Consider the following 23,282-nt stretch of genomic DNA (forward strand, 5'->3'; position numbering starts at 1 on the left):
CCCCCAACTCACCCGCCCCAGTGACCCCGTGTCTCCCAACAGCACCTTTTTCGGCGCTCCGGACATGACGAAGGCCCGGATCCCATTGGATCCGGGCCTTCGTCTTCAGTAGCGGGGACAGGATTTGAACCTGCGACCTCTGGGTTATGAGCCCAGCGAGCTACCGAGCTGCTCCACCCCGCGTCGGTGAAACAACAGTACCACGACGCGGGACAGAGCCATTACGGGGTAATCCGCACCGCCTAGCCGGCCGGCTTCGGCGCCGTCAGCTTCGCCTCCGCGTCGATCGCCCGCTTCAGCGCCGCCTGCAGGTCGCTCTGCGCCTTGCCGTACGCGGCCCAGTCGCCCGCCTTCATCGCCTTGTCGGCCTCTTCCACGGCCTTCTGGGCGTCGGAGAGGGCCGCCTTGACCGTCGGGTCCTGCGCGGTCGGCGGGGTGTTCGGGTTCGTGGGCGTGGTGGGCGGCGTCGGCGTGGTGGGCGTGGTCGGGGCCTCGGCTCCGAAGACCACGCTCAGCGCCTTCTCCAGGGTGTCCTCGAAGGCCGTCTGGCCGCCGTAGGTCACCAGCACCTTGCGCAGCAGCGGGTACTTCAGCCCGGAGCTGCGCACGTACACCGGCTCCACGTAGAGCATTCCGCCGTCCATCGGGACCGCGAGCAGGTTGCCGTACTCGATCTCCGAGTCGCCGCCGCGGAGCAGCCGGATCGACTCGGCGATCTTCGGCTCCGACTGGAACTTGCTCTGGACCTGGCCGGGGCCGTCCGGCGGCTTGCTCGTCGGCATCTTGAGGATTCGGATCTTGCCGTAGTCCGGGGTCCCGGGATCGGCGTTCACCGCCATGAAGGCGCTCAGGTTGGGCCGCTCGTTCGGCGTGAAGGTCGTCGTGAGCGAGAAGACCTGGTCCTTCTCCGGCTGGCCCGGCATCTTCATCGACAGGTAGTACGGCGGGACCGCCGTGCCGGCCTTGGTCGTCGGGTCGTCCGGGACGGCCCAGGCCTCACTGCCGCTGAGGAAGGTCTGCGGGTCCGTGACGTGGTACCGGGTCAGCAGCTCGCGCTGGACCTTGAAGAGGTCCTGCGGGTAGCGCATGTGGTCCATGAGCGGCTTGGAGATCTCGCTCTTGGGCTTCACCGTGCCCGGGAAGGCCTTCATCCAGGTCTTCAGGACCGGGTCCTTGGTGTCCCACTGGTACAGGTCGACCGTGCCGTCGTACGCGTCGACGGTGGCCTTCACCGAGTTGCGGATGTAGTTGACCTGGTTCTCCTGGGCGACCACCGCGCGCTGGCTGTTGGTCAGCGAGTCCGCGGTGCTCTGGCCCAGCGTGGTGCGCGAGGCGTACGGGTAGCCGTTGGTCGTCGTGTAGGCGTCGACGATCCACTTGATCCGGCCCTCGACGACGGCCGGGTACGGGGCGCCGTCGATGGTCAGCCAGGGCGCGACGGCCTCGACGCGGTCCTTGGGCGTGCGGTTGTACAGGATCCGCGAGCCGTCGCCGATGGCGCCGGAGTAGAGGATCTGCGGCTCGCTGAAGGCGAGCGCGTACGCGGCCCGGTTGACCGGGTTGTCCAGGTTGACCCCGGAGTCGCCCTTGTAGCTGGTCTCCTTCTCGCCCTTGTCGTCCGAGTAGTCGAGCTCCTTCTGCGGACCGCCGACGATCGAGTACTGCTTCGTCTGCTCGCCGTAGTAGATGCGCTGCTCGAAGTCCGTGCCGAACATGCCCTTGGAGGGCAGGTCGGACTGCGTGAAGTCGGGGGCGCCGTCCTTGACGGTGGTGCCCTTGGCCGCGACCACGCCGTAGCCGTGCGTGTACTTGAAGTGGTCGTTGATCCAGTTGTTCTTCGGGATGCCGCCGATGTTCAGCTCGCGGAGCCCGATGACCGTGTCCTGGCCGGAGTACCGGTCGACCGCCAGCGTGGACGGGAAGCCGTAGTAGCCCTTGACCTGCTGGAGCTGCTGGAAGGCCGGGGAGACGATGTTCGGGTCGAGAAGGCGCAGGCTGGCGGTGGTGTCGGCCACCGACCGCAGCTTGGTGCGGTCCTCGGTCTGGGGGACGCCCGGGTAGTCCTTCACGTCCGCGCCGTCGATCGCGTAGGCGTCGCGCGTGGCCTTGATGTTCTTCTCGACGTACGGCGATTCCTTGGCCTGCTCGTTCGGCTGGACCTGGAACTTCTGCACGATCGCCGGGTACAGCCCGCCGATCAGGATCGCCGAGAGGACCATCAGGCCGAAGCCGATGACCGGCAGCTGCCACGTGCGCCGCCACAGGGTGGCGAAGAACAGCACCGCGCAGATCGCCGCGATGGCGACGAGGATCGTCTTCGCCGGCAGGTAGGCGTTGGCGTCGACGTAGCGCAGGCCGGTCCAGTTGTCCGCGGCCTTGAAGTCGCTGGACTTCACGGCGAGGCCGTACCGGTCGAGCCAGTACGCGACGGCCTTGAAGGTGACGAAGAGGCCGAGCAGCACCGACAGGTGCCCGGTCGCCGCGGCGGTGGCCCGGGCTCCCGGGCTGGTCACGCGCAGTCCGCCGTACAGGTAGTGCACGACGACGGCGGCGATCACCGAGAGCACGACGGCTGCGAAGCCGAAGCCGAGGAGGAAGCGGTACCAGGGCAGGTCGAAGGTGTAGAACGACACGTCCAGGTGGAACTGGGGGTCCTTGCGCCCGAAGGGCACCCCGTTCACGTACATCAGCCAGGTCTTCCACTGGCCGGCCGCCGAGGCGCCCGCGATCAGGCCGACGATCGCCGCGATGGCCAGGAGCAGCCACTTCTTGTACGGGGCGACGCTCATCCGGTAGCGGTCGAGGCTCTGCTGCTCCATCGACATCGCGCTGAGCGGCGGCCGCAGCCGGTACGCCAGCCAGATGTTCAGGCCGACCGCACCGGCCATCAGCAGGCCGAAGACGGCGAAGAGGCCGATCTTGGTCCACAGGGTCGTGGTGAAGACGGAGGAGTAATTGACGGAGCGGAACCAGAGCCAGTCCGTCCAGAACCCGGCGAACATGATGAACGCCATGGCCAGGACGGCAAGGACGCCCAAGGTCGTCAGAAGAGTCCGGGCTCGCCGGGAGGGGCGGCCGACTCTCATCCGTGGCCCGGAGGGGCCTCCGCCGCGGTCCGGCATCTGGAAAGCCAAGGTGCGCACCTCGAAAGTCGCTGGGTCTGGTCCTGGGCCCACGATCGTAGGGCCCACCCATGCAACTTACTGAGGCTTTAGTCAGTTCCCGGTATCGGGGGGAAAGGAGGCAGGATGTTGTCCATGTCCAACCTTTCGCCCTCCCCCGGCACCCCCATGGCGGCCAGCCCGCTGACCCGCGCCGTCCTCGAGATCGACGAGTACGCCTCCACCCTCGGCTGGGACAAGCCGGCCCGGCTGTTCGCCCTGGTCGACACGGCCCGGCTGCGCAGGCAGGAGCCCCGGCTCGCCGGGCAGCTCGGCCTGGACCAGGACGACGCCGGCAAGAGCCAGCTCACCCCGATCGAGCAGGACGAGGTGCCGGCCGGGACCCCGCTGGACAAGTTCCTGGGCACCATCGCCTGGCCGGACGCGGTCGTCGGCTGCGCCCTGACGGTGGAGCGGCTGATGCTGCCGCCGTCCGCGGAGGCCTCCGTACCGGCCGGGCTGAACGACAAGCAGCTGACCAAGTGGGTCGCCGCCCACCCCGAGCGGCAGGAGGTTCGCCTGACGGTGGGCGTCCTGCGCGACGGCTCGCGCGAGTCGGCGGTACGGCTGCGGGAGAAGGACTCCTCCAGCGAGGTGCTGACCGGAGCGACCCTGGTGCCGGGGCTGGCCGAAGCGCTGGCGGCGACCTTCCTGGGATAGGGCCCGTCGGCGGCGGGGCGGGGGCGCGGGCGGGGCGCGGTCAGGACGCGGTGCACTTCGGCAGTCCGGCCGTGTCCCCCTTGCCGATGCTCTGGAGCGCCTTGGTGGCGTCGCCGATGGTGGCGACCTTCACCAGGGTCAGGCCCTCGGGCGTGTGCTGGGCCGCCGAGGCGCAGTTCTCGGCCGGGGTGAGGAAGTACTCGGCGCCGGCCTTGCGGGCGCCGATGGTCTTCATCTGGATGCCGCCGATGGGTCCGACCTTGCCCTCGTCGTCGATGGTGCCGGTGCCCGCGATGAACTTGCCGCCCGTGAGGTTCTCGGGGGTGAGCTTGTCGACGATGCCGAGGGCGAACATCAGGCCGGCGCTCGGGCCGCCGACGTCGGCGAGCTTGATGTCGATCGGGAACGGGAAGGTGTGGTCGGTCCCGGCCCGGATGCCGACGATGGCGTGGCCGTCGTCCTCCGCCTTGCCCGCGGTGATGGTGATCTTCGCGCTGCCGGTGGGCTCGCGGTTCGCCTTCTCGGCCTCGGCCGCCTCGGCGGCGGGCACGACGGTGAACTCGACGGGCTCGCCGGGCTTGTGCTTGGTCACGAGCTTGGCGACGTCCCCGGGGGCGGTGACGGGGGCGCCGTCCACCGCCTTGATCACGTCCCCGGCGTGCAGCCGGCCCTCGGAGGGGCTGCCCTTGACGACGGTGGAGACGACGACGCGGGCCGTGACCGGGATGCCGAGCTGCTTGAGGGCGGCCACCTTGGCGCTCTCCTGCGACTGGCTGAACTCCTCGGCGTTCTCCTGCGTGGATTCCTTGTCCGTCTTGCCGTTCGGGTAGAGGTTCTCGTGCGGTACGACGATGTTGTCGCCGGCCGCCCAGCCGTAGACCGCTTCCAGCAGGTTCATGTCGTAGTCGGCGCCGGTGACGCGGACCGTGGTCATGTTGAGGTGGCCGCTGGTCGGGTACGTCTTGTGCCCCGAGATGTTCAGCACCGGCTCGCCGCGCGAGTCGCCCAGCGTGTTCACGGTCGGACCCGGGCTCATCTCGGAGTACGGGACCTTGATGAAGACCCCCGCGCAGAGCAGCGCGAACAGCACGAGGAAGGAGGCGAGCATCGTCGCGGTGCGGCGTGGCATGGATCGACAGTACGGGACGGCCCGACCGGGCGGCCCGTGGGGCCGGTCCGTACGGGGCCCGCGGGCGGAACTCTCAGCGGATTCTCAGCCGGGGCCTGGTCGGGGGGCTGCGGGGGACGGGATTCGGGCTCTTGAGGGGGACGGGGAGGGGGCTCCCGGGACGCGTCAGACGGCGTCGGAACCGGAGTGCGCCTTTTCGTTCGTCCCGGCCCGGTCGGCCCTGTCCATGGCCTCGCGGAACCTGGCGTAGCCGGCCAGTTCGGATATGTCGCCCTGGGTGCGGTCGCGGGCCGCCCAGCTGCCCCATATCGCCGCTCCGATCGCGGCGAACAGCGGAATCAGCAGCCACACCAGTGATGCCATGAACGTGCCTCCCTGCCCCGAAAGTGCGTGTCGTTGGTGGCTTCAACGCTCGTGCCCGGAGGGGGGTTACGCAAATCGAGGGCGTGTTGCGCGGCCGAACGGGGGTGACGCTACCCCCCGCCCGTGAGGACCCCGCGCCCGGCCCCCGTCCCGGCCCGCCTCAGCAGGCGCCGACCCATTCCTCCGTGCCGTCGGAGAAGGTCTGGTGCTTCCAGATCGGGACCTCGTGCTTGAGGTCGTCGATCAGCATGCGGCAGGCCTCGAAGGCCTCGCCGCGGTGCGGGCACGAGACGGCGACGATCACGGCCAGGTCGCCCACGGCGAGGTCGCCGACGCGGTGTACGGCGGCCAGGGCGCGGACCGGGTACTTCGCCACGACGCGGTCCGCGACGCGGCGCATCTCGGCCTCCGCCGTCGGGTGGCACGAGTAGCCGAGCGAGTCGACGTCGGCTCCGCCGTCGTGGTTGCGCACCGTCCCGACGAAGAGGGTGGTGCCTCCGGTGGCGTCGTCGCCGACGGCCTTGAAGACCTCGTCGAGGGAGAGCGGGGTCTCACGGATCTCGAGCAGCCGGATGGGGTCCTGAGCGGCCTGCTCGCCGGGGTGGTCGAAGTGCGGTGCCATGTTCCCCATCGTGCCCTAGCCGCCGACCCGGTGGAATAGCCGTTTCGCCCGGGGCGCGGCGCGCCGGTTGGGAGCCTCCTACAGGAGCCGGGCGCCCCCGGACCGGGCCGGTCCGGGGCGGGGCCCCGCAGGTCAGAGCCCGCGGCGGCGCCGGGCCCGGCGTACGGCGGCGGCCGCGCCGAGCAGGGCGACCGTGGCACCGGCTGCGCCGGCGGCCGTGGCGGCGTCCTTGCGGCCGAGGCGGCGGCCCGCGACGGTGTGCCGGCCCGCGACCTCCTGGAGCAGCTCGGCCAGCACCTCCTCGTTGGTCCAGCGGGGCCGCCAGCCCGCCGCGTGCAGCCCGCTGACGCTGACCACCCACGGGTGCATGGTGTACGCGAGGTCCCCGGCCGGGGACGGGGTCAGACCGATGCGGTGGAGCCGGGCCGCGGCACCCAGCGCGACGGCGGAGGGCAGCTCCATGCGGCGGATCCCGCTGAGCTCCTCGACCTCCTCCTGCTCCAGCCAGCCCTCGCAGCCGACGGCGAGTTCTCCCTCGGCCTTCTCCAGGGCGGCGTACTCCAGGGCGCTGACCAGGTCCTCGACGTGGCAGAACTGCCAGGTGGGCCGGGACCCTGCGACGACGAGCAGGCGCGGGGACTCGAAGTACCGGGTCAGGGCCGTGTCCGTGCCGCCGACCAGGACCGCGGGGCGGACGACGGTCACGTTCAGCCCGGGATGGGCGCGGGGGGCGCGGCGGCCCAGGCGCTCGATCTCCAGCAGGTCGCCGACGCCGGTGGCCTCGGCGGTGGCGCGCAGCTCGGAGTCCTCCGAGAGCGGGATGTCGTTGTCCGGCAGGGCCCCGTAGACCATCGCGGAGGTGCACAGCACGACCCGGTGCACGCCTGCCGCCGCGGCGGCGGTCAGCACGGTCTGGGTGCCGCGCACGTTGTACGCGGTACGGGCGGCCGGGTCCGTCTCCAGGTCGAGGTCCAGCGCGAGGTGGACGACGACGTCCGCGCCGCGCAGCTTCTCGGCGATCGCGGGGTCCCGTACGTCCAGGACGTGCCACTGGGCGGCGGCGCAGTCCCCGCGCCGCTCGTCGATGGCCACGACCTGCTTGACCTCGTCGGATTCGACGAGGCGGCTCACCAGGGCGGCGCCGACCCCCGAGGCGGCTCCGGTCACCGCGATCACGGGGCTGCGACGGCGGGGACCGGCCGGGTTTCGCGGCTGGCGAACGCCGGGGGCGCTGTCGTCGTGCTCAGGGCGGTTTTCGGCGTCGTGCGGCGCGCGAGCCTGCGGATCTGGGGAACTCACCGGGCGTCTCCAGCGGTTGTCTTCAGTGGGGACGCGCTGTGACGCGTACCCACCAGGTGATGTCCATCCTGCCGCAGCCCAGGACCCGGCGGAGCACCGAGCCCGGAAGCGGGAGTGGTGTCTACGCTGGGTGGTGTTGTCGGACCATCGCCCGTCGGCACCCGCCGACGGCCCTACGAGCCGAGGAAACCCGTGAGCGACACCCCATTCGGATTCGGCCTTCCGCCGGAGGAGCCGGAGGACGGCGACAATGGCAAGAAGGGCGGCCAGGGAGGTCCCGCCAATCCGTTCGGGTTCGGCCCGGGCGGCCTTCCCGGCGGCTTCCCCGGCGGTGCGGAGAATCCGTTCGCCGCGATGTTCGGCTCGATGAACCCGAACGACCTCGGTGCCGCCTTCCAGCAGCTCGGCCAGATGCTGAGCTACGAGGGCGGTCCCGTGAACTGGGACATGGCCAAGGACATCGCCCGCCAGACCGTCGCGCAGGGCACCGCGGACGGGGTCAAGGACGCGAGCGTCGGCATCGCGGAGAAGTCCGCGGTCGAGGAGGCCGTGCGCCTGGCCGACCTGTGGCTCGACGGCGTGACCTCGCTGCCGTCCGGTGCCAACGCGGCCGTCGCGTGGAGCCGCGCCGAGTGGGTCGAGGCGACCCTCCCGGTGTGGAAGGAGCTGGTGGACCCGGTCGCCGAGCGCGTCGGCGCGGCCATGGGCAGCGTGCTGCCCGAGGAGATGCAGGCCATGGCGGGCCCGCTCCTCGGGATGATGCGTTCCATGGGCGGGGCCATGTTCGGCCAGCAGATCGGCCAGGCCGTGGGCACGCTCGCGGGCGAGGTCGTCGGCTCGACGGACATCGGGCTGCCGCTGGGCCCGGCCGGGCGGGCGGCGCTGCTGCCGCTGAACATCGAGGCCTTCGGCAAGGACCTGGGCGTCCCCTCGGACGAGGTGCGGCTGTACCTGGCGCTGCGCGAGGCGGCGCACGCCCGCCTGTTCGCGCACGTACCGTGGCTGCGCTCGCACCTGTTCGGTGCGGTCGAGGGCTACGCGCGGGGCATCAAGGTGGACACCTCGAAGCTGGAGGACGTGGTCGGCCAGCTCGATCCGTCGAACCCGGAGCAGCTCCAGGAGGCCCTTCAGGGCGGAATGTTCCAGCCGCAGGACACCCCGGAGCAGAAGGCCGCCCTGGCCCGTCTGGAGACGGCGCTCGCGCTGGTCGAGGGCTGGGTGGACGCGGTCGTGCACGAGGCGGCGAAGCCCCGTCTGACCTCGGCGGACGCGATGCGCGAGACCATGCGCCGGCGGCGTGCCTCGGGCGGCCCGGCGGAGCAGACCTTCGCGACGCTGATCGGGCTGGAGCTGCGTCCGCGGCGGCTGCGGGACGCCTCGCGGCTGTGGGCCTCGCTCACGGACGCGCGCGGCGTGGACGGCCGCGACGGGCTGTGGGAGCACCCGGACATGCTGCCGACGGCTTCCGACCTGGACGACCCGGACGGGTTCGTGCACCGCGAGCAGCTGGACTTCTCGGAGATCGACAAGATGCTCGGCGAGGCCGCCCAGCGGCGTGACGAAGAGGGCGACGACAAGAAGTGAGCCTGTACGACGACGCGGTCCGGGTCCTGAAGGAGTACGAGGGCCCGGACGGCCAGCAGGAGGAGCTGCGCGGGGTCTACCTGGACCACCTGGCCGTCCACCCGGACGGGGTCTACAAGCCCTGTACGGCGGGGCACGTCACGGGCAGCGCGCTGGTGATCGACCCGGTCGGCGGCCGGGTGCTGCTGACCCTGCACAAGAAGCTCGGCATGTGGCTCCAGATGGGCGGGCACTGCGAGCCCGGGGACACGAGCCTCGCCGGGGCCGCGATGCGCGAGGCCGTCGAGGAGTCGGGCATCGGCTCGGGGCTGACGCTGGTGGCGGGCGGGCCGGTGCGCCTGGACCGGCATCCGATCCCGGCGCCGTGCAACTGGCACCTGGACGTGCAGTACGCGGTGCTGGCCCCGGCCGGCGCGGAGGCGGAGATCAGCGACGAGTCGCTGGACCTGCGCTGGTTCGCGTACGAGGAGGTGGCGGAGGTCGCCGACACCTCGGTGGTGCGGCTGCTGGAGGCCACCCGGGCGCGGCTCGGCGCGTGATGCGCTGAGGGCGTGGCGATTCGGCGAAGGGGCGGACCCGTGCGGGTCCGCCCCTTCCCCGTGTGCCGGCCCGGTGCCGGTGTGCCGGTCAGTTCCAGGCGTTGTTCTGGTTCTGGGCGTGCGCGCCGTGCTGGCCCACGCCGTACTGCGCGGCGACGCCCTGTCCGAGCTGGGCGTTCTGCGGGGGCAGCACCTCGCTGGGCTGCACCAGCGCGAAGCCGGTGCCGAGGAAGCTGAGCTCCCAGCCCTCGCCGGTGTTGCCGCGGCGCCGCCACACGCCGGTGGAGTGGGTCTGGGCCTGCATCTGCACGCGCAGCGAGGTGGACCAGGCGACGATGGCGTCGGCGTCCGCGTTGACGTACTTGTCGGGGGTGACCTGCATCATCAGCGGCTGGCCCGAGGTCATGAGGGCGACCTTGCCGCGGCCGGAGAGGTTGAGCTGGTACTTGCCGGAGCCGGAGATCCCGTACTGGCTGTCGACGGCGATGACCTCGCTGTGCAGGGTGGAGTCCATGGCGAGGACGTAGCTGCTGTCGACGGTGAGGCCGTCGTGGTCCACGTCGAGGACGTGGACGTACTGGGCGAGGTTGGCGAAGTAGACGGTGCCCTGGCCGGAGCAGCGCATCAGGTCCAGGCCCTCGCCGGTGCGGCGCCGGGCATTGCGCTGGTTGCCGCTCTGGTACTCGCCGTCGAAGTCGACGATGCCCTGGTAGGCGACCATCGAGCCCTTGCGGGCGAGGACGTCGTCGGAGCCGGTCAGGGTGACCCTCAGGAGCTGGGGGTTCTGGATGGCGTAGCGGTCCTGGGACTGCTGCTCGGCGTGGCCGAAAAGTGAGCTCTGCATGATGTGTCCGCTCCCCCTCAGCCCCGGGTCCGGAGCCGGTCGGTGCTGTCCTCGCTGGGCTGTACGACGACGATGCCCTGACCGGAGAAGGCCATCTGGTAGGCCTCCCCGCTGCCCCGGCCGATCATCGACGAGGCCTTGAAGCTGCGCTTCCCCTTGACCTTGAGGTTCGGGGACCAGGCGACGAGCGCGTCCGGGTCGACGTACGTCTCGTCCTCGCCGCGGCCGCAGTCGACCACGATCGGGGTGCCGCGGGAGGTGATGGCGACCCAGCCGGTGCCGGCGACCTGGACGTTGAACAGGCCCTGGCCGGCGAACTTCGCCATGCCCTTGACGCGCTCCACGCCCCACTGGAGGTGGGCGTCGAAGGCGAGGAGGTTGGTGCCGTTGACGGAGAGGGCGTCGTTGTTGAGGTTGATGCAGACGACGTCCGCGCCGTAGTCGGCGAGGTAGAGCAGGCCGTCGCCGGTGCACTTCATCAGGGGGGCGCCCTCGCCGGTCAGCCACTGGGAGGCCATCTGGCGGACGGCGGGCGGGTTGGGCTCGTACTGGACGAAGCCCTCGTAGGCGACCATCGAGCCGGTGCGGGCGAAGAGGTCCTGTCCGCTCTGCATGGCGACCTTGAGCATGGCCCGGCCGTGGTTCTCCATGCGGGCCGTGACGGGGGTCGGGGCGTAGCCCGCGAGCTGCTGGTTCATTGCGTTCATGGCGTTCATGTGGGGCTCCCTCAGACCTCGTACGGCTGGACGACGATGAAGTTGCCGGGGGCGCCGCGGAACTGGAGGTTCACGGTCTCCCCGCTGTGGCCCGGGTAGGCGTTGCGGCGCAGCCGGACCTGGCTGGAAATGATCACCTGGGAGGCGGCCGACCAGGCGACGATGGCGTTGCTGTCGGCGAAGGTGGTCGGGGTGACCGGCAGGACGACGGGCACGCCGTGCGTCTTGACGATGACGGTGCCGGAGCCCTGGAACAGCATGGTGAACAGGGCGCCGCCGGGGATGCCGTGGCCCTCGATGCGGCGGACCTCGTGCTGGAGGGACTCGTCGAAGGCGAGGACGCTCTCGGCGGAGACGCAGATGCCGTCGCCCTGGAGCTCGATGGCGTGCAGGTGTGCGCCGTTCTCGGCGAGGAAGACCTGGCCGCGGCCGGTGCAGCGCATCAGCTGCATCTCCTGGCCGGTGGCGTTGCCGACGATGCGGCCGGCAAAGCCCGCGCCCTTGTAGCTGAAGTCGACCTTGCCCTGGTAGAGGACCATGCTGCCCTGGCGGGCGAGGACGGCCTGGCCGCCCATCGACAGGTCGACCCGCATGAGCTGCTGGTTCTGTGGGGTCCAGCGGGCGCCGGTGGGCGCCTCCTTGTACGGCTGGAGGGCGGCGGCGAGGCCGGCACCGGGCGCGGCGGCCTGCGGGGCCTGGCCGTAGGGGGCCGGGGGCTGCTGGCCGTACGGGGCCTGCTGGCCGTAGGGGGCCTGCGGGGCGGCCGGCTGGCCGGGGACCTGGCCGTACGAGGGCTGCGGCTGCTGGCCGTACGGCGCGGGGGCCGGGGCCGGCGGCGGGACCTGGCCGCCGTAGGACTGCTGCGGCTGCTGGCCGTACGAGGGGGGGCCGGGCTGCTGCGGCGGGTGGGGCGGCTGGCCGTACGGGGCCGCGGGCGCGCCGAGCGGGGCGACCATGGTCGGGGCCGAGTGCACGGGCGCGGGCGCCGGGGGCTGCTGGGCCGGGGGCTGCTGCTGCGGCTGCTGGGGCTGCTGCTGGGGCTGCTGCTGCGGCGGGGCGTACGGCGCGGGAGCGGGCGCCGGGGCGGGCGGCTGCTGCTGGACCGGGGCGCCGAAGGACGGGGCCGGGGCGGCGGCCTGCGGCGGCGGGGCGAACGCGGGGGCGGCGGCCTGCGGCTGCGCCGGGGCCTGCGGCTCGGGCTGCGGCTCGTCCTCGGCGACCTCGCCGCCGAAGTGCTCCAGCAGCGCGGCGAGGCCGCCGTCGAAGCCCTGGCCGACGGCGGCGAAGCGCCAGACGTCCTTGCGGTAGAAGTCGCCGATCATCAGGGCGCGTTCGGTGCTGAACTCGGAGCCGGTGAAGGAGTACCGGACGACTTCCTCGCCGCCGGCCACGATCCGGATGTAGCCGGGGCCGATCTGCGACATCTGGCCGGCGCCGTCGAGGGTGGCGCTGAAGGACAGCTTGTGGATGGACGCGGGCACGTGGTCGAGGGTCACCCGGAAGGACTCGGTGTCCCCGGCCTGTTGGCCGAGCTGCTGGATCGACTCCTCGGGCGACTTCGGCTGGTTGTAGAAGACGAAGTAGCGGTCGTCCGAGAGCCGCTCGTCGGCATCGAGGCCGAAGCAGCTGATGTCGAAGGTGAGCCCGGGCCCCGCGATCTGGACGCCCACGTACAGATCGGTGCCCGCCGTCAGATCACTGATCTTGGCCTTGTGGCCGCGTTGGAATTCCCTGGCCATGTGTCCGACCGTCCCCCATCCCGACTTCGACTGCTCGATAATGTGCCGCTCAGGCTAACGGCTCCTGCCGACATCCGGCCAAGCCGGTTCCGACCCGGTCCCGACCCGGTTCCGACCCGGTTCCGGCACCAGGTGCCGACCCGGATCCGACCCCGTGCGCGTCCGCCTTCCGTGACGGGAGGTCACTCCCCGCGGGCGGCCGGGACCCGGGGCATGCGCTCCGCCGCGGACACCCCCTCGAGGAACCCGCGGGCCCGCTCGGTCCTCGGGTAGGCCTCCAGCAGCTCCCAGAACCGGGGGCCGTGGCCGGGCACCAGGAGGTGCGCCAGCTCGTGCAGCAGCACGTAGTCGACGACGTACTCCGGCATTCCCTGGATGCGGTGGGACAGCCGGATGCTGCCCTCCGCGGGAGTGCAGGAGCCCCAGCGGGTGTTCTGGTTGGTGACCCAGCGGACCGAGAGCGGACGCGCGCGGCCACTGAAGTACTGCTCGGACAGACGCTCGGCACGGGCGATCAGTTCCGCGTCGCCGAGGGTGCGCTTGCTCTCCTGGGCGGCGAGCTTGTCGAGCATGACGCCCACCCAGCGCCGCTCCTCCGCCTCGGACATCCGGGCGGGGATCAGGACGACGGTGCGCTCGCCCTCGCGGTAGGCGGACACGGTCCTGCGGCGGCGCGCGCTCCGGCGTACTTCGACGGCGCGCTGTGGCGGGTCGGCTGGCACGCCACGACGGTACCCGGTCGCCGCGGCGGAAATCCCGCGCGTCCGAGGTTCGAGCATGATCGGTTCCCCGGAGCGTCACGGACACCCTCCGTTCATCTCATATGCCCAATACCCCTTGCCTGTGGACAAACCCGTGCACGCGGTCGGGCGGCCGGGCATCGTGGCGGAAAGACGGAAACGCAGGAAAGACGGAAACGCAGGAACGCAGGAACGCGGAAACGCGGAAACGCGGAAGACGGACACGCGAACGGGGAGGCAGCGATGTATCCGAAGGTGAAGCCGGCGCTGGCGCGGGCGTGGCGGGACCTGCAGACGGTGCAGTTCGGGGTGACGCCCGCCCACGCGGTGGTGCTCGGGCCGCTGGACACGGCGACCGGGTCGCTCATCGACCGGATCGACGGGACGCGCGGCATGGAGCTGCTGCGGGCCGAGGGCGCCGGGATGGGGCTGCCGGAGGGGCAGGTGGACGGGCTGGTCCGGCACCTCGCCGGGGCCGGGCTGCTCGACGACCTCACAGCCGGAGGGCCGCGGGCGCAGGCCGTGCGCAGGAGGCCGGAGGTGCTGGAGCGGCTGGGGCCCGACCTGGGCTCGCTCTCGCTGGTGCACCGGGAGCCGGGCGGGGACCTGCGGGGCGTCGCGGCGCGGAGGGCGTTACGGGTCCAGGTGCGCGGGAGCGGCCGGGTCGGGGCGGTGATCGCCGCCGTGCTGGCGGGGGCCGGGGTCGGCCGGGTCGATGTGCTCGACGGGGGCCGGGTGGAGGCGGCCGACGTGGCTCCGGGCGGGCTGGATCCGGGCAGCGTGGGCCGGCCGCGGGCGGAGGCGGCGGGGGCGCTGGTGCGGGAGGCGGCGCCGGGGCGCGCTCCGGGTGCGGGCGATCCCGGAGGGCCCGGACCGGAGCCGGCCCTGGTGGTCCTCGCACCCCGGGACGGCCTCCAGGCGTGGGCCCCCGATCCGGCGACGGCCGCCGACTGGGTGGCGACGGGCACCCCGCACCTGTACGCGGGGGTGCTGGAGGGGACGGGGCTGGTCGGGCCCCTGGTGCTGCCCGGGTCCACGGCGTGCGCGGGGTGCATGGAGCGCGACCGCGTGGACCGGGATCCGGCCTGGCCGCGCATGCTGGTCCAGTGGCGCTCGGCGCACCGCCGACGCGGTGCGGGGGCCTGCGACCTGGGGCTGTCCACGGCGGTGGCCGGCCTGGCCGCGGCGCACGCCCTGGCCTTCCTCGACGGGCAGCTGCCCGCTTCGACGGCCGCCCGCTGGGAGGCCGCCCTGCCCGGACTGCACTGGCAGCACACCGCGCTGCGCCCGCATCCGGACTGTCCCTGCGCGGCCGCGGACCCGGGGGCGGCCGCCGGCCCGGGGGTGGCCGCCGGCCCGGGGGCGGGCTCCGGGGCGGGGGCGGGCTCCGGGGCGGGGGCGGGCTCCGGGGCGGTGCGGTCGTGAGCCGCCGGACTCCCGACGGAGCCGGGGCGGGTGCCCCGGTCCGGGGGCTCGGGGGGTCATGGCAGGATGCGACGGGGGCCGAGCCGCGCCTCGAACCGCCGCTCGCGGCAGAGCAGTCCGGAAACTGGAGGGGCTCATGTCTGATCTTCCCCGGAAGGCGGTCACGCGCACCGTCAAGCTGGCCGCGCTGCCACTCGGCATCGCGGGACGGGCCACGTGGGGGCTGGGCAAGCGGATCGGCGGCAAGTCGGCCGAGATCGTGGCCCGCGAACTCCAGCAGCGCACCGCCGAGCAGCTGTTCCGCACGCTCGGGGAGCTGAAGGGCGGCGCGATGAAGTTCGGGCAGGCCCTTTCGGTGTTCGAGTCGGCGCTTCCCGAGGAGGTCGCCGGACCCTACCGGGCTGCGCTGACGAAGCTTCAGGAGGCGGCCCCGCCGCTGCCGGCGGCGCGGGTGCACGAGGTGCTGGCGGAGCGGCTCGGCGAGGACTGGCGGGAGCTGTTCGAGGAGTTCGAGGACAAGCCGGCCGCGGCCGCCTCGATCGGGCAGGTGCACCGGGCGGTGTGGCACGACGGCCGGCAGGTGGCGGTCAAGGTCCAGTACCCGGGGGCCGGGGAGGCGCTGCTGTCGGACCTCAAGCAGCTGAGCCGGTTCGCGGGCCTGCTGGGTCCGCTGGTTCCGGGCATGGACATCAAGCCCCTGATCACCGAACTGCGCGACCGGGTCGCGGAGGAGCTGGACTACGAGCTGGAGGCCGAGGCGCAGCGCACCCACGCCGACGCCTTCGACGACGACGGGGACGTGGTCGTCCCGGACGTCGTGCACCAGGGTGACCAGGTGCTGGTGACCGAGTGGCTGGAGGGCACCCCGCTCTCCGAGGTGATCGCCGACGGGACGCGGGAGGAACGCGACCGCGCCGGACAGCTGCTGGCCCGGTTCCTCTTCTCCGGGCCCGCGCGCACCGGGCTGCTGCACGCCGATCCGCACCCGGGCAACTTCCGTCTCATGGCGGGGGCCGACGGCCGGATGCGGCTGGGCGTACTGGACTTCGGCACGGTGGACCGGCTGCCGGGCGGCTGGCCCAAGCCCATCGGCCGGTCGCTGCGGATGACCCTGGACGGGGACGCGGAAGGGGTCTACGGGCACCTGTGCGCCGAGGGGTTCGTGAGGGAGAGCGTCGAACTCGACCCGGACGCGGTGCTGGACTACCTCAAGCCCATCATCGAGCCCGCCGAGGCCGACGAGTTCACCTTCACCCGGCCGTGGCTGCGCGGGCAGGCGGCGCGGATCGCCGATCCCCGCTCCCCCGCACACCAGTTGGGGCGGCAGATCAACCTGCCGCCGTCCTACCTGCTGATCCACCGGGTGACGCTGAGCACCATCGGCGTGCTGTGCCAGCTGGGTGCGACGGTGCGGCTGCGCGACGAACTGGAGTCGTGGCTGCCGGGGTTCCTGCCCGAGGACTGATCCGGGCGGGCGTCACCACCAGGAGGAGTCGAGCCGTCCCTCGATCGCGCGGAGGTTGGCGCGCGCGCAGTCGACGCAGAAGTACTGTCTGGTGCCGTTCTCCACCGAACACGTCCAGGTGGGCGGTGGTGGGGCGCCTTCCGGGGAGCGGGCACCGCAGCGCGCGCAGACGACGGGCTGGGCCTCGGGCCCCGGCGGGGTGGGTTGGGGGGTCGGCTGGTCCACCACCAGACGATATCCCCGCCGGCCCGTGCGGGGCCCCGCAACGCACCGGGGGGACCGGTCCGTTCGGACCGGTCCCCCCGGGCGCTGCCGTCGCCGGCCGTGTTCAGCCGGCTCCGGCGGTGTTCAAGTCGCTTTCGAGCCGCGTTCGGGCCCGGTCGGGGCCCGTCGCGGGCTCAGTGCATGACGGCCATGGCCAGCGCGCGCCGGGCGCGCATGGAGACGCGCTCGGCCTTCCGCTGCATGCGCCGCGCGGCGACCAGGCGCAGGGCGTGACGCTCGGCGTCCACCTCGCGCATGCGGTCGTCCATATGGGCACGGGCCAGGGCTTCTGGGATGAGTTGCATTTCGCGGGTCCTGTTCTGACGCGAGGTGATCGCGCCTGCGGTGATGAAGTCTGCGGTGGCGGAGCCGTGCGGCTGCTCGCTCGTGGTGGCGTGGGGGGACATGGGGGCCTGCTTCAAGGGGTCGTGCGTGAGGGGGCGGTCGATGGTTCCGATGGCGGTCATGCCGCTGCAACCGGGTTCTTGCGCGGACGGCCACGGGGCCGCTTGCGGGCCACGACCACGCCCTGGACGAAGAGCTCGCCGCCCCAGACGCCCCAGGGCTCGCGGCGCTCCTTGGCGCCGGCGAGGCAGGCCTCGACCAGCGGGCAGGTGCCGCAGAGGGACTTGGCGTACTCGACGTCCGCCGGGGACTCGGCGAAGAAGACCTCGGGGTCGAAGGTCCGGCACGGTACGGGGACGCCGAGGTTCTCGATGGCGTCGTCGAGCGCGGTGAGCGCGGTGAGGGGGGTCAAGGCGGGGTCCTCCGGGACTGCGGGCGGGGAGATCGTTTGGGTCTGCGGTACGGACGGGGCGTGCGCTTCGAGTTGCACGGTGTTTTCTTCCTCGTCTTGGTCGGCTAGTCGTTCCGGCCGGTCGGCCGGGTGGCGGCTGTGGTACCTGGTCTTGCCAGTCCCGAGGCCCCTTCGCTCCGTCATCCCCGTTCGGGGACAAACAGAAGGGCCGCGGATCCCGGGTGGGGTTCCGCGGCCCTGAAGGCGCCGGCCTGATCATGCGATCAGGCTGGATCACTCCAGGGTTCGAGCCCGCGGAAGGCCCACATCAGGTGGTGCTGCTGCGTCTGCTGCGTCTTGGATCCGGCACCGGCTGCGGCCGCGAAGCCATAGGCGCCATGCGCCTTCCGGGCTTCCGCTACTGCCACCAGTGCCTTGGTCGGTCGCTCATTGCGCTCGCTGACCGGAAGGGTCGCCAGCAGGGCGGGGCTGTCAGCGGAAATCGCGGACAGACCGGTGCCCAGGAGGGAGACGGAACCGAGCAGGCAGGAAGCGTCGACCGAGCGATCGGTCATTTTGGTGAAGGTCATGAAGCTGGTCACTGGTCTCGCCTCCTCTCGGCGTCTCGGGGACCGGGCCCGGAGGCCTGTCCCATGTATTCGGATAAGTACAGCACGGATCCGGAGCTTCGGAGAAGCCACCGTTTCCGTTGCTAAGAACCTATGGGGCTTCGCCGGGCATGTGCAAACTATTTTTCCGACGAGTTTCTACGCGTCGTCAGGATCCTCACCGTCAGTCCCCTGACCAGTACAGATGGCCAGGACATCGGCCCCGTAACGGTCAAGCTTGCGGCCGCCCACTCCGGAGATCATCGAGAGCTCTCCCGGCTCGGAGGGCGCGGCCTCGGCGATCGCCATGAGGGTTTTGTCCGTGAACACACAGTATGCGGGCATCCCCTGGAGCTTCGACTGCCCGGCGCGCCACTCGCGCAGCCGCTCGTAGAGGCCCTCGTCCATGTCCGACGGGCAGTCGCCGCAGCGCATCAGCTTGATGTCCCCGGCCTCCGTCAGGGTCCGGCCGCAGACCCGGCACAGCACCGGACCCCGGCGGCCCCGCTTGCGCGGTGCGCCCTCGGCCGGGCCGCCCGGCCGGGCGGCGGGGGCCGCGGAGCCCGGCCGCAGGCCGTTCAGGAACCGGCTGGGGCGACGGGAGGCCCGGCCGCCCGGAGCCCGGGACAGGGCCCAGGAGAGGGTCAGGTGCAGCCGCGCGCGGGTGACGCCGACGTACAGCAGCCGGCGCTCCTCCTCGACCTGGTCGTCGGTCTTGGCGTAGGTGATCGGCATCATGCCGTCGGTGAGGCCGACCAGGAACACGGCGTCCCACTCCAGGCCCTTCGCGGCGTGCAGCGAGGCGAGGGTGACGCCCTGGACGGTCGGGGCGTGCTGCGCGGCCCTGCGCTCGTCCAGTTCGACGGTGAGCTCCGCGAGCCCGGCGCCGGGCCGGGAGCGGGCGAAGTCCTCGGCGAGGCGGACCAGCGCGGCCAGCGATTCCCACTGGTCGCGCACGGCGCCCGAGCCGGCCGGCGGCTCGGCGGTCCAGCCGGTGGAGCTGAGCACGGCCCGTACCTGGGCGCCGAGCTCGACGACGTCGTCGAGCAGCGGGTCGTTGCCCGCGGAGCGGGCGGCTCCGCGCAGCGCGAGCACCGCCCTCTGCACCTCGGCGCGTTCGAAGAAGCGCTCCGCGCCGCGCAGCTGGTAGGGGACGCCGGCGTCGGCGAGGGCCTGTTCGTAGACCTCGGACTGGGCGTTGATGCGGTAGAGCACGGCGATCTCGCCTGCCGGGACCCCGGCCGCGATGAGGTCGCGGACCCGGCGGGCCACGCCCTCGGCCTCGGCGGGCTCGTCGGGGTACTCGGCGTAGACCGGGTCGGGGCCGGGCTCGCGCTGGGAGACCAGCTCCAGCCGGTGTTCGGCGGCCCGGCCGCGGGCCTGGTTCAGCAGGCCGTTGGCGAGGTGGACCACCTGGGGGGTGGAGCGGTAGTCGCGGACCAGCTTGACGACCGTGGCCTGCGGGTAGCGGGTGCGGAAGTTCAGCAGGTGGTCGGGGGTGGCGCCGGTGAAGGAGTAGATCGTCTGGCTGGCGTCGCCGACGACGCACAGGCTGTCGCGGTCGCCGAGCCACAGCTCCAGCAGGCGCTGCTGGAGCGGGCTGACGTCCTGGTACTCGTCCACCACGAAGTGCTGGTACTGGGTGCGGATCTGCTCGGCGATGTCGTGGCGGTCCTGGAGGATGCCGACGGTGAGGAGCAGCACGTCCTCGAAGTCGATCATGCCGCGGTCGCGCTTGAGCTGCTCGTACGTGCCGTAGATCTGGGCGATCTCCGCCATGTCGCGGGGGGCCTCGCGGCCCGCCTTGAGGGCGGCGGCCGGGTAGTCGGCGGGGACGGTCTGGGTGACCTTGGCCCACTCGATCTCGCCGGTGACGTCGCGCAGCTCGTTGCGGTCGAGTCGGACGCGGCAGCGCGCGCCGGCCTCGGCCACGAACTGGATCTTGCGCTCCAGGAGCCGGGGCACCTCCCCGCCGATCGCCCGGGGCCAGAAGTACTGGAGCTGGCGCAGGGCGGCGGAGTGGAAGGTGCGGGCCTGGACGCCGCCCGCGCCGAGGGCGCGGAGCCGGCCGCGCATCTCGCCGGCGGCGCGGTTGGTGAAGGTGACGGCGAGCACGCTGGCCGGCATGAGCTGGCCCGAGCGGACTCCGTAGGCGATGCGGTGGGTGATCGCGCGGGTCTTGCCGGTACCGGCGCCCGCCAGCACGCACACCGGGCCGCGCAGGGTCGTGGCGACCTCGCGCTGCTCAGGGTCGAGGCCCTGGAGCACGGCGTCGGGGTCGACGTCGGGCGCGCCGCCGCCGGCCGGTACGGATGAGGAGTGCGTTGCTGCTGTCACCCCGCCATGCTGCCAGGTCCGGTGGGCCGGACGGGAAACTCGTCCACAGGCCCGCGGCATACGTCATACCGGACGCGTACCGGACGCGCGGGTGGATCAGCAGGCGCCGCAAGGGCGGGCCGGGGGGCGCCCCGGGAGCGGTCCGGCCGGCAGTCGGATCGGTCACACCGGGCGGTCCGGCGGGAATGGCCCGGCGGGGCGGGACGTTCGACTCCTCGGATCTTCGAGCGGGACCTCGGACCATGAACCGGCACCGCGATCCACCGAGACCTCACAGAGGAGCGAGCATGCAGGACACCGGCACCGTCACGATGTACAGCACCACCTGGTGCGGCTACTGCCGTCGGCTGAAGACCCAGCTGGACCGGGAAGGCATCGCGTACAACGAGATCAACATCGAGCTCGACCCGGAGTCCGCGGCGTTCGTGGAGAAGGCCAACAACGGCAACCAGACGGTTCCGACCGTGCTCGTGAAGTCCGCCGCCGGCAGCGAGTCCGTCATGACGAACCCGAGCCTGGCCCAGGTCAAGCAGGCCCTCGCCGTCTGACCCGCGCGCTCCCGGAACGGCCCCCGCCGCGGCGGGGGCCGTTCGGCGTCCACGGGGGGGGGCGCGGCGGCTCAGACGGCCGACGGCCCCTTGGGCAGCGGCTGCCCGTACCAGAGCTCGACCAGGCGGGCGGCGATGGAGATGCCCGCCGGGGGCAGGACCTCGCCGGCCTCGATCGCGGCGTGGTAGTCCTCGCGGGAGAACCAGCGGGCCTCCTGGATCTCCTCGCCGTCGACCGTGATCTCCGAGCTGACCGCGCGGGCGTTGAAGCCCAGCATCAGGCTGTACGGGAAGGGCCAGGGCTGGCTGGCGACGTACTCGACCTCGCCGATCCGCACCCCCGCCTCCTCCCACACCTCGCGGACCACGGACTGCTCTATCGACTCGCCAGGCTCCACGAAGCCCGCCAGCGTCGAGAAGCGGCCCTCCGGCCAGTGCACCTGGCGGCCCAGCAGCGCCCGGTCCTGCTCGTCGGTGACCAGCATGATCACGGCCGGGTCGGTGCGCGGGTAGTGCTCGGCGCCGCAGCCCGGGCAGCGGCGGATGTGGCCGGCCGCCGCCACGACGGTGCGCTCGCCGCAGCGGGAGCAGAAGCGGTGCATGCGCTGCCAGTTCTCCAGTGCCACCGCGTGCACCATCAGCCCGGCGTCGCGCGGGTTCAGCAGCAGCCCGGCCTCGCGCAGTCCGGCCGGGCGGGCCGACTGGTCCATGCGGCCCGGCAGGGAGTCCTTCTGCAGCGCGAAGTACCGTACGCCGTCCTCGTCCGTGCCGAGGAAGTACCGGTGCGTCTCGGTGACCGGGGCCTCGAAGGCGGGGGTCATCACGATGCCCGTCCCGCCGTCGGGGGTGTCGTCGATCAGCACCTGGCCGCCGGAGACGACGAAGACGCGGGTCGTCGGGTGGCTCCAGGCGGCGGCGAGCCACGCCTCGTCGAGGCGGTGGTGCGCGGCGCGGTCGATGTCGGTGGGCGCGGTGAGCGAGAGAGGACGCTCGGTATGGGTGCTCACTGGTACTTCCAACTCCCCCGGTGGTGGGACAAGGCAGGCGTACGGAACGTGTTTCAGGCGGTGGTGGCGGTGGGCGCGGCGGTCTTCGGCGACCAGTTCCCGGCGAGGTCGCCCCACAGGTAGGCGGTGGTCTCGACGCCCTTGAGGAGCAGGTCGAGCTCGACCTTCTCGTTCGGCGAGTGCCAGCCGTCGGAGGGTACGGAGATCCCGAGGAACAGCACCGGCGCGTCCAGCACGTCCTGGAGGTCGGCCGCCGGGCCCGAGCCGCCCTCGCGGGTGAAGCGGACCTGCTGCCCGAACGCACGGCCCATGGCGCGGACGACGGACTGCAGCGCGGGGTGGTCCAGCGGGGTGAGGCAGGGCCGGGTGGGGGCGCCGAAGACGATGCGGTGCCGGATCCCGGCGGGGACGCGGGCCGCGACCCACTCCCGGACGGCGGCCTCGACCTCGTGCGGGTCCTGCCCGGAGACCAGGCGGAACGACAGCTTCAGCTGGGCGGAGGCGGGCACGATGGTCTTGCCGCCGGGGCCCTGGTAGCCGCCTCCGATGCCGTTGACCTCGGCGGTCGGGCGGGCCCAGACGCGCTCCAGGGTGGAGTAGCCGGCCTCGCCGGCGGCCGCGTACGACTTGGCGGTGCGCAGCCACTCCTCCTCGTCGAAGGGCAGCTCGGCGATGAGCCGGCGCTCGGCCTCGGTCAGCTCGGCGATGTTGTCGTAGAAGCCGGGGATCGTGACGCGCCCGTCCTCGTCGTGCAGGGCCGCGACGACCCGGGCGGCGACGGCGGCCGGGTTGGGAACGGCCCCGCCGAACGCGCCGGAGTGGATGTCCTGGTCGGGCCCGTGGAACTCGATCTCGCAGTCGGCTACGCCGCGCATGCCGGTGCACACGGTCGGGGTGGTCTCGGACCACATGCCGGTGTCGGAGACGATCACGACGTCGGCGGCGAGCTCGGCGGCGCGCTCCTCGACGAGTGCGCGGAAGTTCGGGGAGCCGGACTCCTCCTCGCCCTCGATGAGCAGCTTGAGGTGCACGGCGGGGGCCTCGGCACCGGTCGCGGCGAGGTGCGCGCGCAGGCCGAGGGTGTGGAAGAACACCTGGCCCTTGTCGTCGGCGGCGCCGCGCCCGTACATCCGGCCGTCCTTGACGACCGGCTCGAACGGCTCGGTGTGCCAGCCGTCCGCGAGGGCGGCGGGCTGGACGTCGTGGTGCCCGTAGACGAGGACGGTGGGGGCGGCCGGGTCGGCGGCCGGCCAGTGCGCGAACACGGCGGGGGCGCCGGTGCCCTCGGCGGTCTCCCAGACCTCGGCGACGGGGAAGCCGGTCTCCTTGAGCTTCGCGGCGAGCCAGTCGGCGCTGCGGCGTACGTCGTCCGCGTGCTCGGGCTGGGCCGAGACCGAGGGGATCCGCAGCCACTCGGCGAGGTCGTCGAGGAAGGCGGCGCGGTGGGTGCCGATGTACGTGCGGACGACGCTGTCCGGGGTTTCGCTCATGGCCAC

22 protein-coding genes and 1 tRNA gene are annotated in these 23,282 nt (G+C 72.4%); 6 read left to right on the forward strand and 17 right to left on the reverse strand.

Translation table 11 applies throughout. From position 1 onward, the window contains the following. Positions 1–109 precede the first annotated feature (109 nt). Both ACZ597_RS02510 and ACZ597_RS02515 read right to left on the reverse strand, forming a co-directional pair. Positions 110–183, reverse strand: a tRNA-Met gene (locus ACZ597_RS02510). Positions 184–242: 59 nt separating this feature from the next. Then, positions 243–3,122, reverse strand: a complete 2,880-nt coding sequence (locus ACZ597_RS02515) for a UPF0182 family membrane protein (RefSeq protein WP_471325101.1) — start codon at positions 3,120–3,122, stop codon at positions 243–245. 126 nt (positions 3,123–3,248) lie between these two features. On the opposite strand from ACZ597_RS02515, the gene ACZ597_RS02520 reads away from it, so the two are divergent. Beyond that, positions 3,249–3,821 carry a PPA1309 family protein gene (locus ACZ597_RS02520; RefSeq protein ID WP_471323898.1) on the forward strand — a complete coding sequence of 191 codons (573 nt, stop codon included), beginning with the start codon at positions 3,249–3,251 and terminating at the stop codon, positions 3,819–3,821. A gap of 40 nt (positions 3,822–3,861) precedes the next feature. Here ACZ597_RS02520 and ACZ597_RS02525 read toward each other — a convergent pair whose 3' ends face one another. From ACZ597_RS02525 to ACZ597_RS02540, 4 genes are all read right to left on the reverse strand, one after another. Then, entirely contained in the window at positions 3,862–4,950 is a 1,089-nt protein-coding gene (locus ACZ597_RS02525) for a YlbL family protein (RefSeq protein ID WP_471323900.1), read from the reverse strand. A 165-nt stretch (positions 4,951–5,115) separates the two neighbouring features. Then, positions 5,116–5,313 carry a hypothetical protein gene (locus ACZ597_RS02530; protein ID WP_471323903.1) on the reverse strand — a complete coding sequence of 66 codons (198 nt, stop codon included), beginning with the start codon at positions 5,311–5,313 and terminating at the stop codon, positions 5,116–5,118. A 160-nt stretch (positions 5,314–5,473) separates the two neighbouring features. Next, entirely contained in the window at positions 5,474–5,935 is a 462-nt protein-coding gene (locus tag ACZ597_RS02535) for a molybdenum cofactor biosynthesis protein MoaE (protein ID WP_471323906.1), read from the reverse strand. Positions 5,936–6,067: 132 nt separating this feature from the next. After that, the gene (locus ACZ597_RS02540; RefSeq protein ID WP_471323909.1) at positions 6,068–7,234 is read right to left on the reverse strand and encodes an SDR family oxidoreductase; all 1,167 of its coding nucleotides are present in this window, start codon (positions 7,232–7,234) and stop codon (positions 6,068–6,070) included. Positions 7,235–7,426: 192 nt separating this feature from the next. Here ACZ597_RS02540 and ACZ597_RS02545 point away from each other — a divergent pair, with 192 nt between their 5' ends. Beyond that, entirely contained in the window at positions 7,427–8,818 is a 1,392-nt protein-coding gene (locus tag ACZ597_RS02545) for a zinc-dependent metalloprotease (protein ID WP_471323912.1), read from the forward strand. Beyond that, a complete protein-coding gene (locus ACZ597_RS02550) occupies positions 8,815–9,357 on the forward strand; it encodes an NUDIX hydrolase (RefSeq protein ID WP_471323915.1) in 543 nt (180 codons plus the stop codon). The genes ACZ597_RS02545 and ACZ597_RS02550 overlap by 4 nt, the downstream gene beginning before the upstream one ends. Before the next feature lie 88 nt (positions 9,358–9,445). Here ACZ597_RS02550 and ACZ597_RS02555 read toward each other — a convergent pair whose 3' ends face one another. The 4 genes from ACZ597_RS02555 to ACZ597_RS02570 form a co-directional block, all read right to left on the reverse strand. Then, positions 9,446–10,201: an AIM24 family protein gene (locus ACZ597_RS02555; protein WP_471323916.1), complete on the reverse strand. Its 756-nt coding sequence runs from the start codon at positions 10,199–10,201 to the stop codon at positions 9,446–9,448. 17 nt (positions 10,202–10,218) lie between these two features. Further along, complete coding sequence (locus ACZ597_RS02560) at positions 10,219–10,899, reverse strand: AIM24 family protein (protein WP_385767817.1); 681 nt, start codon at positions 10,897–10,899, stop codon at positions 10,219–10,221. Between the two features lie 29 nt (positions 10,900–10,928). Next, positions 10,929–12,656 carry a TerD family protein gene (locus tag ACZ597_RS02565; RefSeq protein ID WP_471323918.1) on the reverse strand — a complete coding sequence of 576 codons (1,728 nt, stop codon included), beginning with the start codon at positions 12,654–12,656 and terminating at the stop codon, positions 10,929–10,931. 182 nt (positions 12,657–12,838) lie between these two features. Beyond that, positions 12,839–13,378, reverse strand: coding sequence for a M48 metallopeptidase family protein (locus ACZ597_RS02570; protein WP_471323920.1), 540 nt, complete (start codon positions 13,376–13,378; stop codon positions 12,839–12,841). Between the two features lie 261 nt (positions 13,379–13,639). Here ACZ597_RS02570 and ACZ597_RS02575 point away from each other — a divergent pair, with 261 nt between their 5' ends. After that, complete coding sequence (locus ACZ597_RS02575; RefSeq protein ID WP_471323923.1) at positions 13,640–14,821, forward strand: ThiF family adenylyltransferase; 1,182 nt, start codon at positions 13,640–13,642, stop codon at positions 14,819–14,821. A gap of 136 nt (positions 14,822–14,957) precedes the next feature. Beyond that, a complete protein-coding gene (locus tag ACZ597_RS02580; RefSeq protein WP_471323925.1) occupies positions 14,958–16,286 on the forward strand; it encodes an ABC1 kinase family protein in 1,329 nt (442 codons plus the stop codon). Between the two features lie 12 nt (positions 16,287–16,298). On the opposite strand, the gene ACZ597_RS02585 is transcribed toward ACZ597_RS02580, so the two are convergent. The 5 genes from ACZ597_RS02585 to ACZ597_RS02605 all read right to left on the reverse strand — a co-directional run bounded on the left by ACZ597_RS02585 (position 16,299) and on the right by ACZ597_RS02605 (position 20,291). After that, the gene (locus ACZ597_RS02585; RefSeq protein WP_470974439.1) at positions 16,299–16,511 is read right to left on the reverse strand and encodes a hypothetical protein; all 213 of its coding nucleotides are present in this window, start codon (positions 16,509–16,511) and stop codon (positions 16,299–16,301) included. A 173-nt stretch (positions 16,512–16,684) separates the two neighbouring features. Next, positions 16,685–17,017 carry a hypothetical protein gene (locus ACZ597_RS02590; protein ID WP_471323928.1) on the reverse strand — a complete coding sequence of 111 codons (333 nt, stop codon included), beginning with the start codon at positions 17,015–17,017 and terminating at the stop codon, positions 16,685–16,687. After that, entirely contained in the window at positions 17,014–17,385 is a 372-nt protein-coding gene (locus tag ACZ597_RS02595; RefSeq protein ID WP_351879426.1) for a WhiB family transcriptional regulator, read from the reverse strand. The genes ACZ597_RS02590 and ACZ597_RS02595 overlap by 4 nt, the downstream gene beginning before the upstream one ends. A 185-nt stretch (positions 17,386–17,570) precedes the next feature. Then, on the reverse strand, positions 17,571–17,888 hold the full coding sequence (locus tag ACZ597_RS02600; RefSeq protein WP_471323931.1) for a hypothetical protein: 318 nt from the start codon (positions 17,886–17,888) through the stop codon (positions 17,571–17,573). Between the two features lie 165 nt (positions 17,889–18,053). Continuing rightward, complete coding sequence (locus tag ACZ597_RS02605) at positions 18,054–20,291, reverse strand: ATP-dependent DNA helicase UvrD2 (protein WP_471323934.1); 2,238 nt, start codon at positions 20,289–20,291, stop codon at positions 18,054–18,056. Positions 20,292–20,518: 227 nt separating this feature from the next. Between ACZ597_RS02605 and ACZ597_RS02610 the strand changes: the two genes are divergently transcribed. Continuing rightward, entirely contained in the window at positions 20,519–20,779 is a 261-nt protein-coding gene (locus ACZ597_RS02610; RefSeq protein WP_007266404.1) for a mycoredoxin, read from the forward strand. 71 nt (positions 20,780–20,850) lie between these two features. Here the strand turns inward: ACZ597_RS02610 and nudC are convergent, their stop codons facing one another. Together nudC and ACZ597_RS02620 are read right to left on the reverse strand one after the other, a co-directional pair. Continuing rightward, positions 20,851–21,798 carry an NAD(+) diphosphatase gene (nudC, locus tag ACZ597_RS02615; protein ID WP_471323938.1) on the reverse strand — a complete coding sequence of 316 codons (948 nt, stop codon included), beginning with the start codon at positions 21,796–21,798 and terminating at the stop codon, positions 20,851–20,853. A 41-nt stretch (positions 21,799–21,839) separates the two neighbouring features. Beyond that, positions 21,840–23,276, reverse strand: a complete 1,437-nt coding sequence (locus ACZ597_RS02620) for a dipeptidase (protein WP_471323941.1) — start codon at positions 23,274–23,276, stop codon at positions 21,840–21,842. Positions 23,277–23,282: the final 6 nt, after the last annotated feature.

It is taken from the genome of Streptomyces sp. NPDC040718 (assembly GCF_055593565.1).